Source organism: Shewanella sp. CAL98-MNA-CIBAN-0140 (assembly GCF_040309905.1).
Taxonomy (GTDB): domain Bacteria; phylum Pseudomonadota; class Gammaproteobacteria; order Enterobacterales; family Shewanellaceae; genus Shewanella; species Shewanella psychromarinicola.
Window position 1 is genome coordinate 60,361 of sequence record NZ_JBEOPI010000018.1, and the last position, 13,420, is coordinate 73,780.

The following is a 13,420-nucleotide window of genomic DNA, read 5'->3' on the forward strand; positions in this document are numbered from 1 at the left end:
TTGATTTTTTTAAAGGACTAAACGATGCCAAATAATATAGAGCTATGCTATAGCAAAAGTAATACCTTCCCAATTAACCCAAATAACGAACAAGTCTTTGCCACGTTTCAACAAGACAACCCACATATTAATGGTGCTTTTGTCTCTGCTGGCACCCCTTTTATTATGCGTAGTGGCAACACTAATGGCACTAATTGGCGCCAAGAAAGGCCTGAATTAGTTTGCACGCTTAATCAAATACAATCTTTACCACAACAAGCAAAACGAAATATCGCTGTGATGGATTATATGTTTGGAGGCGAAAACCTGCAAGCACTCGCTGATTTTTATCAAGCTGAGTTAGCACCCATGGTGCGCAATGAAAGCATAGGAGCCATAGGCGCAGCATCAACTGCCTTAGATACAAGATTAAGTAGCTTTGCTAAAGCCGCTCATAAACTTCAAGATGCATTAGAGAAAGTAAGAATTGGCGCACAAGCAAAATATCCTAAAGCCCAAATGATGATATTAGAACAAAATGCAAGGGAACTCGGGAAAGACTTTAATCAAAAATTCCAAACAGAAATCAATAAATACATTGGTCGGGTCAAAAGCAAAAGAGGTACTGTTTACCGTAATGCTGATCGTGGTATCAATAAAGCAAAAAGCGGTAGGTCCATAAAACCAATTCAATTTACCTCTACAGTCGATTTTCAAAATTTACGTGCTTTTGAAATGGGAGCTAATGTTCTCGGTAAAGGATTAATTGTGCTTGATGCTGGGATTCGTGCGGGCAATGTGCATGTTGATTATTTAGCTGGAGCTAATTGGCAAAAACGTGCAGCAGTTGAAACTGCCGGTTTTGGTATGGGTACAGCTGCTGGTTTATGGGGGGGAGGTCAAGTCGTAGCAGCTGGCCTAGGTGTTGCTATGCTAGCTACGCCTGTTGGATGGGTCATTATTATCGGTACTGCCATAACGGTTGGAGTTGTAGCGGCTAAAGGTGGAGATATTGCTGGGAAATGGGCTGCCAATAAAGCCTATAATATCGGAGATTGGCTTAATAGCCTGTAAAGGAGGTATTCATGTCAGAACTATCAACTGAAGACTGGATGGGTATATTTTTTTTTATTACCTTCTGTATGTGGAGTATTGCTGTACTTTTGTTTGGCCGAATTACCGTTAAGCATATTGAGCGCGAAATGGCAAAAGAAGACATATTGCCGGCAGAATGGGATAAAGGCATAGGTATGAGATACCCAGCTTATGCGAGTATTATCATGCGCCCTAACGCTAAAAGGCATGCTTCTATTGTTGACATAGAAGCTACCAAGCGCTTTAGTCGAAAAGTCGACTGGTATTTGGCTGTATTTGTACAGATCTCTAGTGTTGTGTTTTTTACTCTTATGTTCACTGTTGCTTATCTATACGGCCCTGATAGCTAGCAAAATTGGTTGCGTTAATATTTAGATACGACGATAACAATTGGTTTTGTGGTTACTAAGGCCGGTGATGGGATTGTGATATTCGGAGATAATAAAGCCTTTAATTTAGGTGACTGGTTAAATAGCCTATAGCGAGGGATTTATGTTAGAACTATCAACTGAAAGTTGGATGGAAATATTATTTTTTATTGCTCTTTGTATATGGTGTATTACAACTTTTTTATTTGGCCGCATTACTATTAAACATCTTGAGCAAGAAATGTTGAAAGAAGGGATAGAGCCCCCTGCTTGGGATAAAGGTATTTGTACACGAATGGTTGCTTACGCTGGGGTTATCGCTTGGCCCAACCTCAAACGTCATGCTTCTCTTGTTAATATTGAAGCGACAAAGCGCTTTAGTCGAAGCAAAGACAAAAAACTTGCGTGGTTCTACATTATTTCATCGGTCAGTATTTTTACTCTTGGAATATTTATTTACTATTTATATATCCATAAAAGTTAATAGTGTTACTGGGTGATTGATTGAACATCGATGAGTAATATTAAGTAAAAGCTAACAAAAAAATCTATCCTCTGCCGTTGCTCAAATAGGGTGTTTATTTTTCATTGTTGAAATAAGGACATCTCCCTTATTTCAACAATGTGTCGTAAACTCAAAAATCTCAGTGATTTTGATTGATCACGCAATAAGAAAAGTACTATTTATCTAAATCCAATTAATAAACCAAGTGACATGTTGGTAAATTATTTTTTTCTAAATAATTCTGATGGTATTCCTCGGCTATGTGGAATGTTTGTATCGGTACAATTTCGGTCACAATATGACGCTGTCCCCATTTACCACTGCGCGCTAACGCCAGCTTAGAGGTTTCAGCTTCGGCCTTTTGCTGTTTATCGTGGAAAAATATAGTACTTCGATATTGGGTACCAATGTCGCCGCCCTGCATATTTAACATGGTTGGATTATGGTTCTGCCAAAACACGTCCAATAAATCGTCAAAACTGACTACTTGCGGGTCAAATTCAACTTGTACCACTTCAGCATGACCGGTTGAACCGGTTTTGACTTCTTTATATGTTGTCGCACTGTCTTGGCCACCCATGTAGCCACAAGTTGCGTTACTGACGCCGTTAATGTCACGGAAAAAATATTCAACACCCCAAAAACAACCTGCACCAAATGTTGCTAACGCCATGACATACCCTTAAAATAATTTACAGAAGTCTAGATGGCTATAATTGTGTTGAATATTGAGATGTTTTGCAAGCAAACTTTTATTAATAAATAAATCTAACATATGCCACCAATAAAATAATGTTTGCCTATGTTAGAATCCGCCGATAAAAACAGGCAATTAATGTTAAGTGGTGCACAATGGCTAACTTAATCATGCCGCATAATAAAGCATACAAGGAGTTGTTTGTGTTATCTAATCTACTGAAAGACCAAGATTTTTTAGCTTACACTTTAGCCAATCCCGACAAAATAGATGGCTGTTTTGATTTTATGTTAGGTACACATACTCATGTTGATGTACTCGACACGGGTGTCATTGTGTTTACCCCGAGCCAAAATTCGACCAAAGACATTGTACTATCCAGTGCTATCCACGGTAATGAAACCGCGCCAATTGAAATGTGTAATCAACTTATTCATGATTTGTTGAGTGAGAAAATCATCGCTAAACAGCGGTGTTTATTCTTAATAGGTAATCCTGCGGCCATCATTAATCAAACCCGTTTTATTGACGAAAACATGAACCGTCTGTTCAGTGGTGCGCACTCAAAAGGTGAGGGTTTAACTCATCCAGAACGTCACCGCGCCAAAGCATTAGAGCAACATGTCGCCGACTTTTTTAACGCCAATAGCGACCATCAACGCATACATTACGATTTACATACCGCCATCCGTGCGTCAAAGCATGAAAAATTTGCTATTTATCCATACCGCCCAGGGCGAGCCTTTAGCGCGGAGCAAATCATGTTTTTAGCGGCATGTGGTGTCGATACCATGTTGTTTCATCATGAACCCACAACGACGTTTAGTTATTATTCGTCACAGCAATTTCAAGCAGATGCCTTCACGGTTGAATTAGGTAAGGTGATGCCATTTGGGCAAAATGACATGAGTCGTTTTACTCAAACTCATACTATGCTTGAAAAGCTGATCACCGAAACTGCGTTAGCGCCTGTTGAGTTCGACTCTTCCAAGGTCAACTTATATAAGGTGTCTCGCTCGATCAATAAGCATGTTGAAGACTTTGCCTTTAGCTTTGCCGGTGATGCCGAAAACTTCAGTGCCTTTAGTCAGGGCGAAGTGCTAGCAACCGAAGGTGGTGTAGAGATTAAAGTAGAACACCCTCAAGAAGCGATTGTGTTTCCTAATGCGAATGTGCCGATAGGGCAGCGTACAGTGTTATGTTTAGTGCCTGCACCGAATGAGTCAATCGTATAGCCGTAAAGCAATATATACATGTTAATCGTGAGTAAAATGCATTTACCGTTAAAGTAAGTATTGATAGGTAGTTTACGTTAACGTAATGTCTACTTGCATAGTATAAATAGAGCCGTGTTTATATTGAACATGGTTCAACAATAACAAGAGCATAATATGAGCAACGCACCACTGACCAATGAAACAGTGCACCGTGTCAGCTTCTTAGACAAAGCGTCATTGCACATCCCCATTTTGCGTATTTTGCAAGCCGATGGCACCACGTATGAAAACGCGGTTTTACCGGTAATCGACAAGGCTCTGGCTGATAAAATCTTTGATACGTGTATTTTTACACGCGTATTAGACGAGCGTATGTTGGGTGCACAGCGTCAAGGGCGTATTAGTTTTTACATGACCTGTACCGGTGAAGAAGCCTCAATTATAGGCAGTACCGCCGCGTTAGATAAAGATGACGTCATTTTGGCTCAATATCGTGAACACGCATCATTGCGGTATCGCGGTTTTACGACTGAACAATTTATGAACCAAATGTTCAGTAACGAAAAAGATTTAGGTAAAGGTCGTCAAATGCCGATTCATTACGGCAGCCGTGAACTGAATTACCAAACGATTTCGTCACCATTGGCAACCCAAATCCCACAAGCCACAGGTGTGGCTTACGGTATGAAGTTACAAGGTAAACGTAACGTGGCCATTTGTTATTTTGGTGAAGGCGCCGCGTCAGAAGGTGACTTCCATGCTGGTTTAAACATGGCTGCAGTGCTGAAATCGCCGACGATTTTCTTCTGCCGCAATAATGGTTATGCCATTTCAACACCAACGGAAGAACAATACTCCGGCAATGGTATTGCCAGTCGTGGAGTCGGTTACGGTATGCACACCATTCGTGTTGACGGTAATGACATGCTTGCGGTGTTAGCGGCAACTCAACAAGCTCGTGCCTATGCACTTGAGCACAATGCACCAGTATTAATTGAAGCGATGACGTATCGCTTGGGTGCGCATTCTTCATCTGACGATCCATCGGGTTATCGTTCAAAAGATGAAGAGGCCAAATGGCAACAACACGATCCAGTTAAACGCTTTAAATTATGGATGATCAATAAAGATTGGCTCACCGAAGCCGATGAAGCCAAATTGTTCGAACGTTATCGCGAAGAAGTCCTCGCAGCGGTTAAAGTGGCTGAAAAGTTACCTGTTCCGAAATTAGACGAGATCATCGAAGACGTGCTTGATAAACCCACTCCAGCATTGAGAAAGCAGCTGAAAGAGTTGAAAGAGCATATCAATAAGTATCCAAAAGCCTATCCAAAAAGTGCAGGGAGACTCTAAACCGTGGCTCAAATGAATATGTTACACGCCATTAATGAGGCGCTATCAATAGCCATGACTGCCGACGAGCGCATGGTAATTTTTGGTGAAGACGTTGGTCACTTCGGTGGGGTATTTCGTGCCACTTCGGGCCTGCAAGAACTATTTGGGCGCGACCGTTGTTTTAACACGCCGTTGACTGAACAAGGTATTGCGGGTTTTGCTAATGGCTTAGCCTCTTATGGTATGACCGCGGTTGCTGAAATTCAGTTTGCTGATTATATCTTTCCTGCATTCGATCAAATCGTTAATGAATCAGCAAAATTCAGATACCGCAGCGGCAATCAATTCGATGTAGGTGGGTTAACTTTCCGCACACCTTATGGTGGTGGTATCGCAGGTGGTCATTACCACTCCCAATCACCTGAAGCGTATTTTACGCAAACGCCAGGTTTAAAGGTGGTCATTCCGCGTAATCCTGAACAAGCTAAAGGTTTGTTATTGGCCTCTATTCGCGATCCAAACCCAGTGATTTTTTTTGAACCTAAACGTTTGTATCGAGCCTCTGTTGGCGAAGTGCCAGCTGGCGACTACGTCATTGAGTTAGGTAAAGCACAAGTGGTTAAACAGGGCAGTGATATTACTGTTTTGGCTTGGGGGGCACAGATGGACATCGTTGAAAAGGCCTGCGAACGTGCCGAGAAAGAAGGTATTTCATGTGAAATTATCGACTTACGCACCATAGCGCCATGGGACGTTGAAACTATTGTAAAATCAGTGACCAAAACGGGTCGTTTGCTGATTAACCATGAAGCGCCATTAACCGGAGGTTTTGCCGGTGAAATTGCCGCAACTATTCAGCAAGAATGCTTCTTATCACTTGAATCACCCATCAGCCGTGTGTGCGGATTAGATACGCCTTATCCATTAGTGCATGAAAAAGAATACATGCCAGATGAGTTAAAGACATTCGAAGCCATCAAAGCCACAGTGGCCTATTAGGAGTAAGATATGATTAAAGATTTTATTTTACCCGACATCGGCGAAGGTGTGGTGGAATGCGAATTAGTTGATTGGTTAGTCAGTGAAGGTGATATGGTCACTGAAGATCAGCCGATTGCAGATGTAATGACTGATAAAGCGTTAGTGCAAATTCCAGCGCCCCATGGCGGAAAAATTACTAAGCTGTACTACGCTAAAGGTGAAATAGCCATTGTGCATCAACCATTGTACGCAGTAGAAATGGAAGGTGAAGAGAGCGATAGTGTCACTGACGCGCCGGTTGCTGAAGTCACAGCGGTTAGCGACACGGCCATTAATGACACAAGCGTTAACGACAGTAATGCTGTTGTTACCACCTCAAGCAGCCAATCAAACATTGAAGAATTCTTATTGCCAGACATTGGCGAAGGTATTGTTGAATGTGAATTGGTTGATTGGTTAGTAAAAGAAGGCGATATGGTGGTTGAAGATCAGCCTATTGCTGATGTGATGACCGATAAAGCCTTAGTGCAAATACCTGCAATGAAAGCCGGTAAAATTGTCAAACTGCATTATCGCAAAGGACAGCTCGCTAAAGTTCACTCGCCTTTATTTGCCATTGAAGTGGCAGCGGATAGTCATACTCAGTCCGCGACGGTAGAGGTTGCTGAACAAGCTCAAGTTGCTGCGCCACAAGGTAATCTTGAACCTGTTGCACAAGGTAAAGCGTTAGCCAGTCCGGCGGTACGCCGCATGGCCCGCTCGCGAGACATTAATATTGCTATGGTTGTGGGTACTGGCAAAAATGGCCGTGTTTATAAAGAAGACATTGAACGTCATCAGCAGGGAGCAAGTTCCACCCAAGCTGCTGTAAGCACAACGCCGGTGTCATCTTCTGCTAATCAAGTAAGTGGTCAAGTCGGTGGTCAATTAGAAAATCAAGCTGGTCAAATAAATAATAGCCCTACTGTTAGCTATGCTGGAGCAAGCGATAGAGTCGAGCCCATCAAAGGCGTGAAGGCTATCATGGCGAAGATGATGGTAGAGTCGGTATCGACTATCCCGCATTTTACTTACTGTGAAGAGTTTGATTTAACCGAACTGGTTGCCTTGCGTGAAAGCATGAAGCAACGTTATTCAACCGATGAAGTGAAGCTCACCATGATGCCCTTCTTTATGAAGGCCATGTCGTTAGCGATTACCCAATTTCCGATATTAAATAGCCAAGTGAATGCCGATTGCACTGAACTCACCTACAAGTCACGTCATAACATTGGTATGGCCGTTGACTCCAAAGTCGGTTTGTTGGTGCCCAATATTAAAGATGTGCAAAGTAAATCGATTTTAGAAATTGCCGCTGATATTACTCGCTTAACCACAGCCGCGCGCAGCGGACGAGTATCACCAGCAGATCTAAAAGACGGCACTATCTCGATTTCTAACATTGGTGTATTAGGTGGCACGGTGGCAACACCCATTATCAACAAACCTGAAGTCGCGATTGTGGCATTGGGTAAATTGCAACTATTACCGCGCTTTAACGCCAAAGGCGAAGTTGAAGCCCGTAAGATCATGCAAGTGAGTTGGTCAGGCGATCACCGCGTCATTGATGGCGGCACCATTGCCCGTTTCTGTAATCTATGGAAACACTACCTAGAACAACCGCAAGAAATGCTTTTAGCCATGCACTAATACTGTTAAGTGTTTAATACACTACCTTATCTAAAAGGACGCTAACGCGTCCTTTTGTTTTTAACCACGATTTCGTATAATATCCGGACAATGTCAATCGTTTGGAACCTGTATGAGTTTGTCGGCACCTAAAATTGAAACTATTGAGTATCCGTTTCCACCTAAACCTGCCGTGTTGTCTGACGCTGAAAAAGCACAATATAAAGCACACATTAAGCAGTTACTGATTGAAAAAGATGCGGTGTTAGTGGCCCATTACTATACCGACCCTGAAATTCAAGCCTTAGCAGAAGAAACCGGCGGCTGCGTATCTGATTCTCTAGAAATGGCACGCTTTGGTCGTGATCACCCAGCAAAGACATTAATTGTCGCAGGGGTGAAGTTTATGGGCGAAACCGCAAAAATTTTAAGCCCAGAAAAAACCATTTTAATGCCAACGTTAGAAGCAACCTGTTCATTAGATTTAGGTTGTCCGATAGAACTCTTTAGTGAGTTTTGCGATGCGCACCCTGATCATACCGTGGTGGTATACGCCAACACCTCTGCCGCAGTAAAAGCCCGTGCAGATTGGGTGGTAACCTCAAGTATTGCACTTGAAATTGTTGAGCACTTAGACAGCCAAGATAAAAAAATCATCTGGGCACCAGACCGTCACTTAGGCGCTTACATCAATAAGCAAACTGGCGCTGATATGCTGTTATGGCAGGGCGATTGTATTGTGCATGATGAGTTTCAAGCCAAAGCGTTACGCCAGCTTAAAAAGCTGTATCCTACTGCGGCAATTTTAGTCCACCCAGAATCACCCGCCAGTGTGGTTGAACTTGCTGATGTGGTTGGCTCTACCAGTCAGCTCATTAAAGCCGCGCAAACCATGGGAAACGACACCTTTATTGTCGCCACCGATCGCGGTATTTTTTATAAAATGCAGCAAGCGGCTCCAGGTAAAACCTTACTCGAAGCCCCAACCGGCGGCAACGGGGCAACTTGCAATAGCTGCGCCCATTGCCCGTGGATGGCCATGAACGGTCTACCCGCTATAGAAGCATCATTGGTTGATACCGACAAAACCGATCATGAAATCTTTGTTAACGATGAACTGCGCATCAAAGCACTCATCCCACTCACTCGCATGCTCGATTTTGCCACAGAATTGAACATGACAGTGAAGGGCAACGCATAAGCCAAAGGCTTTGTGTGATGATCAAAAACGAAAGCCGACATCAAGTCGGCTTTTTATTTAGCAGAATCGAGTTATCTAAAATAATACCAATGCTTAGTAACAACAAATATCTGATATTAAAATATTGTTCAGCTGAGGTTATAGTCAGAGGTATTGTTTTTTAAATTAATAATAATTACCAAGAGCTAACAAATTTTTGACTCGATTTTGTGCTTCGAATAACCATGATTCAATTATGTGGCAATTTGTTGTAACGATTATAATTTCATCACCACATAATCGCGATGGCATTTTAGACATTAATGGATACATTCATTTTTGTTACCTACTTCAGTAACGTTGAAGCTAAAATCCTGCCAGCACCAGCACCAGCACCAGCACACACACAAAGGGTACACGGTTTACCCAACAGCCAACAAAAAGCCCCGCAATAAATGCGAGGCTCTTAAGCTAAACCAAATCCAACAAGCGACTCTACAAGGTAGATTACTTAGCGTTCATTAGTGCAACAGCGTTGTCTAACATGCGGTTACTGAAACCCCACTCGTTGTCGTACCATGACATCACTTTCACTAAACGACCGTTAACACGTGTTTGTGTTGCGTCGAAATTAGAAGAGAAAGGATTATGGTTAAAGTCGATAGACACTAATGGTTCTTCATTAATCGCTAACACTTCAGACATAGGAGACTGCAGTGAAGCACGAGTGATGATGGCGTTAACTTCTTCAATAGTGGTGTCGCGAGACGCTAAGAAGGTTAAGTCAACTAAAGACACATTAATCGTTGGTACACGTACCGCTAATCCGTCAAATTTGCCTTGAAGCTCAGGAACCACTAAACCTACTGCAGCAGCTGCACCGGTTTTAGTTGGGATCATCGACATTGCCGCAGCGCGAGCACGGCGTAAATCTGTGTGGTACACGTCAGATAAACGTTGATCGTTAGTGTATGAATGGATTGTGGTCATTAGACCTGACTCAATACCAATTTCATCATTTAACGGCTTAGCCATAGGCGCTAAACAGTTAGTAGTACATGATGCACCTGAAATCACTGTCATGTCTGAGGTTAATATGTCGTTATTCACACCATAAACGATGGTTGCATCTACATTCTTACCTGGAGCAGAAATAATAACTTTCTTTGCGCCTGCAGTAAGGTGTGGTTGCACAGATTCTTTAGAAGTAAAGATACCAGTACATTCAAAAACAACATCAATTTTTAACTCAGCCCAAGGTAACTTTGATGGGTCACGTTCTTGGAAAGTTAAGATTTTGTCACCATTGACGTAGATAGCTTCATCGTCATGATCAACTTTAGCGTTGAAACGACCATGAACAGTATCATACTTAGTTAAGTGGGCATTAATTGACGCATCACCTAAATCATTCAATGCTACGATTTCGATTGGGTAATCTTTGTCGCTTTCGTACAGTGCACGTAAAACATTTCTACCGATACGGCCATAGCCGTTAATTGCTACACGGATAGTCATCTCATATCCCTCAAGTTAAAATAATTTGGTGGCATGTGGATCGCCTAGTTGTAAAATTACCAAACTGGCTATAATAATCAAGTTAAATCACCCAAATATGCCGAATAAAGGGCATAATTGTCGTATTATTTTTACATTTAGCCCGTATCGAAGATAAATTAACCACATTTTTGTAAGTTTACATAAATAATTATTGCTGCAAAAGCTGACATAAACAGTAAAATCGTCGTTTATTTCAATAATGTTTCACTGTGACTATTGGCAAATTTATTGCTCATTACCGTTGATACTAATTCAACTGCTTGGCGGTCTAAAACTAATGCGCGCTTATGATCACTATTAATGATGGCTAATACTTGTTCCTCATCGGCAAGGTTTTCGCTCATTAACAAATTGGCTCTGGTTAGCATATACTCTTTTTCACTATCCTGTTGTTGGCGGTAAATTGAGGCTAATGCTAAAAACCAATCAGGATCGACATTGGCTGGCTCTGATGTGGATAACAAATGCAAATAAAGTGATTTAGCGTCGTGAGGGGAGACCCGCACATAATAGGCGGCTAGTTGAGTAATAATTTCATTGTCGACGAGGTTACCTTGCTTATAGGTGTCTTCTACAATGGTGAATCCGGCTTGGTCGTTGAAACGCATCCAACGATAAAAAGCTAAATGCACATCATTATTAGTGCGGGTAAATTCTTGCAGTTCAGCGAGTGTTTGGGTGCTTACCGCAAATGCTTGCTCGCGATCACGAGTACGGTAGGTATTAAGTTTATGTTGCACTCCAGCGGCCAATTCGATGCATTTACTATAATCTTCTAGATGGACAAGCTGTTGATAGAGTTGCTTACCAGTGGGCGATGAAGTTTGTTTTAACGCGTATCGATGACGGATCAAGTCGGCTTTTTCAAAGCGACACCAACTATCTTTGTGTAAATCGCTACAAAGTTCAGGATTATTTTTACAAATTAGTTCGCTATTACGGCCATTATCACAGCCAAAAAGACCAAAAAACGCCCCAATAACTGTAAATGATGTAATTAATACAAAATTATGGTTCAAAAGCGTCTCCAAGAGCTGAATTGTCTAATAAAATTACACGTTTACCGAAAATTTGTTACTAGCGAAATAGCGTGTATTTTATTACAATGTCGCCGACCAACAGGGGCAGTCCCCATACAATATACTAAATTATTGGTCTTTTCTTATTGTTACTCAAACCTTTCTGAAAATAATAGAAAAGTGAGATAAAGGATCCCTACATGAGTGCAGATAAACATTTACAAAGCTGGCAAGAACGTTTCGAAATGGCAGAAGCAATGCAACCGTTGCTTGGCAAATTGTATCGTAATCAAGGCATTGAAGTAATGGTATATGGTAAACCATTACTAAACGCATCAACCATCGAAATCATTAAGTCACACCGTTTAGTGCGTCGTCATGTCGGTGAAAAGTTACGTCTTCGTGAAAGTTTCCCATTTGTTGTAGCACTAAGCAAATTAGCCATTAAGCATTGCAGAGTGGATATCGGTAAATTAGCCATTAATTACTGGCGTGATAACAAGGATGCGAGCGGTATTGAAGCTTATATGGCTCACGAATTGTCAGAAGCGGTTAATCATGGTGATGATACCCCTCCTCGTGATGTTGTTCTTTACGGTTTTGGTCGTATCGGCCGTTTATTAGCTCGGTTGTTAATTGAACGTACAGGTAAGAGCAATAAATTGCGTCTGCGTGCCATTGTTTTACGGGGTGGGAAAAAGAGCGATTTAGAAAAACGTGCCAGTCTATTACGTCGTGATTCAGTACATGGACCGTTTAATGGGTCTGTTGAAGTGGATGAAGAAAACAACGCGCTCATTGCCAACGGTACTTACATTCAGATCATTTACGCTAATTCTCCAGACCAAGTTGATTACACTCAGTATGGCATTAACGATGCTTTAGTCGTGGATAACACCGGTATTTGGAAAGATGAAGCTGGTTTAGGTTTACACCTTAAAAGCCCTGGTGCGACCAAAGTATTGTTAACGGCACCCGCTAAAGGTGCGATTAAAAATATCGTATTCGGTGTTAATGAAAATGATATTCTCGATGAAGACACCATTGTATCGGCGGCAAGCTGTACCACTAACGCCATTACTCCAGTGTTAAAAGCGGTCAATGATAAATACGGTATTGAGAATGGCCACGTAGAAACCATTCATTCTTATACTAACGATCAAAACCTGATCGATAACTACCACAGTGCTGACCGTCGTGGTCGCAGCGCACCATTGAATATGGTTATTACTGAAACGGGTGCAGCTAAAGCCGTTGCCAAAGCATTGCCTGTATTAGCAGGTAAGTTAACCGGTAACGCGATCCGTGTACCAACACCTAACGTATCTATGGCTATCATCAGTGTTAATCTACAATCTGAAACTAATCGTGATGAGCTGAATGAATACTTAAAAGATGTGGCATTACAGTCTGGACTTCAGAATCAAATTGATTTTACTGAGTCAACTGAAATTGTATCTAGCGATTTAGTTGGTTCACGTTATGCGGGTGTGGTTGACTCTCAAGCGACGATTGCTGAAGGTAAGCGCGCTATTTTATACGTTTGGTATGACAACGAGTTTGGCTATAGCTGCCAAGTTGTTGGTGTTATGCAAAAAATGCTTGGTTTAACCACATTGTCGTTACCAAAAAATTAATACGTTATAAATATCAACCTTAGGTGATGGGGACGATCAGTAAAGTCTTTATACTGAATATGTCTGTTTATTGAGTACTTACCCGTAAGGTTAATGATAAAGCATCTCTTTGGAGATGCTTTTTTATGCGCCTTGTAATATATTTAATCATACTGCTGTTTTATGCACCAAACAGTCAT

Annotated in this window: 13 protein-coding genes; 10 read left to right on the forward strand and 3 right to left on the reverse strand. The window is 41.7% G+C overall.

Annotated elements, in window-relative coordinates; translation table 11 throughout:
* Positions 1 to 24 precede the first annotated feature (24 nt).
* From AAEY93_RS11100 to AAEY93_RS11110, 3 genes are all read left to right on the forward strand, one after another.
* On the forward strand, positions 25 to 1,053 hold the full coding sequence (locus tag AAEY93_RS11100) for a hypothetical protein (protein WP_351076877.1): 1,029 nt from the start codon (positions 25 to 27) through the stop codon (positions 1,051 to 1,053).
* 11 nt (positions 1,054 to 1,064) lie between these two features.
* A complete protein-coding gene (locus AAEY93_RS11105) occupies positions 1,065 to 1,424 on the forward strand; it encodes a hypothetical protein (RefSeq protein ID WP_351076880.1) in 360 nt (119 codons plus the stop codon).
* A 142-nt stretch (positions 1,425 to 1,566) separates the two neighbouring features.
* On the forward strand, positions 1,567 to 1,926 hold the full coding sequence (locus AAEY93_RS11110) for a hypothetical protein (RefSeq protein ID WP_351076883.1): 360 nt from the start codon (positions 1,567 to 1,569) through the stop codon (positions 1,924 to 1,926).
* 214 nt (positions 1,927 to 2,140) lie between these two features.
* Here the strand turns inward: AAEY93_RS11110 and msrA are convergent, their stop codons facing one another.
* Complete coding sequence (gene msrA, locus AAEY93_RS11115; RefSeq protein WP_351076886.1) at positions 2,141 to 2,620, reverse strand: peptide-methionine (S)-S-oxide reductase MsrA; 480 nt, start codon at positions 2,618 to 2,620, stop codon at positions 2,141 to 2,143.
* A gap of 227 nt (positions 2,621 to 2,847) precedes the next feature.
* Here msrA and astE point away from each other — a divergent pair, with 227 nt between their 5' ends.
* From astE to AAEY93_RS11145, 6 genes are all read left to right on the forward strand, one after another.
* Positions 2,848 to 3,879, forward strand: a complete 1,032-nt coding sequence (astE, locus tag AAEY93_RS11120) for a succinylglutamate desuccinylase (protein ID WP_351076925.1) — start codon at positions 2,848 to 2,850, stop codon at positions 3,877 to 3,879.
* Between the two features lie 156 nt (positions 3,880 to 4,035).
* Complete coding sequence (locus AAEY93_RS11125; protein WP_101031655.1) at positions 4,036 to 5,214, forward strand: thiamine pyrophosphate-dependent dehydrogenase E1 component subunit alpha; 1,179 nt, start codon at positions 4,036 to 4,038, stop codon at positions 5,212 to 5,214.
* A gap of 3 nt (positions 5,215 to 5,217) precedes the next feature.
* Positions 5,218 to 6,195, forward strand: a complete 978-nt coding sequence (locus tag AAEY93_RS11130) for an alpha-ketoacid dehydrogenase subunit beta (protein ID WP_124011478.1) — start codon at positions 5,218 to 5,220, stop codon at positions 6,193 to 6,195.
* A gap of 9 nt (positions 6,196 to 6,204) precedes the next feature.
* On the forward strand, positions 6,205 to 7,866 hold the full coding sequence (locus AAEY93_RS11135) for a dihydrolipoyllysine-residue acetyltransferase (protein ID WP_351076891.1): 1,662 nt from the start codon (positions 6,205 to 6,207) through the stop codon (positions 7,864 to 7,866).
* 112 nt (positions 7,867 to 7,978) lie between these two features.
* A complete protein-coding gene (nadA, locus tag AAEY93_RS11140) occupies positions 7,979 to 9,046 on the forward strand; it encodes a quinolinate synthase NadA (RefSeq protein ID WP_351076894.1) in 1,068 nt (355 codons plus the stop codon).
* A 302-nt stretch (positions 9,047 to 9,348) separates the two neighbouring features.
* A complete protein-coding gene (locus AAEY93_RS11145) occupies positions 9,349 to 9,480 on the forward strand; it encodes a hypothetical protein (protein WP_351076897.1) in 132 nt (43 codons plus the stop codon).
* A 52-nt stretch (positions 9,481 to 9,532) separates the two neighbouring features.
* Here the strand turns inward: AAEY93_RS11145 and gap are convergent, their stop codons facing one another.
* Both gap and AAEY93_RS11155 read right to left on the reverse strand, forming a co-directional pair.
* Positions 9,533 to 10,543, reverse strand: coding sequence for a type I glyceraldehyde-3-phosphate dehydrogenase (gene gap / locus AAEY93_RS11150; protein WP_101031647.1), 1,011 nt, complete (start codon positions 10,541 to 10,543; stop codon positions 9,533 to 9,535).
* 230 nt (positions 10,544 to 10,773) lie between these two features.
* On the reverse strand, positions 10,774 to 11,604 hold the full coding sequence (locus tag AAEY93_RS11155; protein WP_351076901.1) for a DUF2989 domain-containing protein: 831 nt from the start codon (positions 11,602 to 11,604) through the stop codon (positions 10,774 to 10,776).
* Positions 11,605 to 11,804: 200 nt separating this feature from the next.
* On the opposite strand from AAEY93_RS11155, the gene AAEY93_RS11160 reads away from it, so the two are divergent.
* Entirely contained in the window at positions 11,805 to 13,241 is a 1,437-nt protein-coding gene (locus AAEY93_RS11160) for a glyceraldehyde-3-phosphate dehydrogenase (RefSeq protein ID WP_101031643.1), read from the forward strand.
* The last annotated feature ends 179 nt before the right edge of the window (positions 13,242 to 13,420 follow it).

Excerpts from the sequence above, each read along its gene's own strand:
- AAEY93_RS11100 (WP_351076877.1), top strand. The coding sequence starts at position 25 with ATGCCAAATAATATAGAGCTATGCTATAGCAAAAGTAATACCTTCCCA.
- AAEY93_RS11105 (WP_351076880.1), top strand. The coding sequence starts at position 1,065 with ATGTCAGAACTATCAACTGAAGACTGGATGGGTATATTTTTTTTTATT.
- AAEY93_RS11110 (WP_351076883.1), top strand. The coding sequence starts at position 1,567 with ATGTTAGAACTATCAACTGAAAGTTGGATGGAAATATTATTTTTTATT.
- msrA (WP_351076886.1), bottom strand. The coding sequence starts at position 2,620 with ATGGCGTTAGCAACATTTGGTGCAGGTTGTTTTTGGGGTGTTGAATAT.
- AAEY93_RS11125 (WP_101031655.1), top strand. The coding sequence starts at position 4,036 with ATGAGCAACGCACCACTGACCAATGAAACAGTGCACCGTGTCAGCTTC.
- AAEY93_RS11135 (WP_351076891.1), top strand. The coding sequence starts at position 6,205 with ATGATTAAAGATTTTATTTTACCCGACATCGGCGAAGGTGTGGTGGAA.
- nadA (WP_351076894.1), top strand. The coding sequence starts at position 7,979 with ATGAGTTTGTCGGCACCTAAAATTGAAACTATTGAGTATCCGTTTCCA.
- AAEY93_RS11145 (WP_351076897.1), top strand. The coding sequence starts at position 9,349 with ATGGATACATTCATTTTTGTTACCTACTTCAGTAACGTTGAAGCTAAA.
- gap (WP_101031647.1), bottom strand. The coding sequence starts at position 10,543 with ATGACTATCCGTGTAGCAATTAACGGCTATGGCCGTATCGGTAGAAAT.
- AAEY93_RS11160 (WP_101031643.1), top strand. The coding sequence starts at position 11,805 with ATGAGTGCAGATAAACATTTACAAAGCTGGCAAGAACGTTTCGAAATG.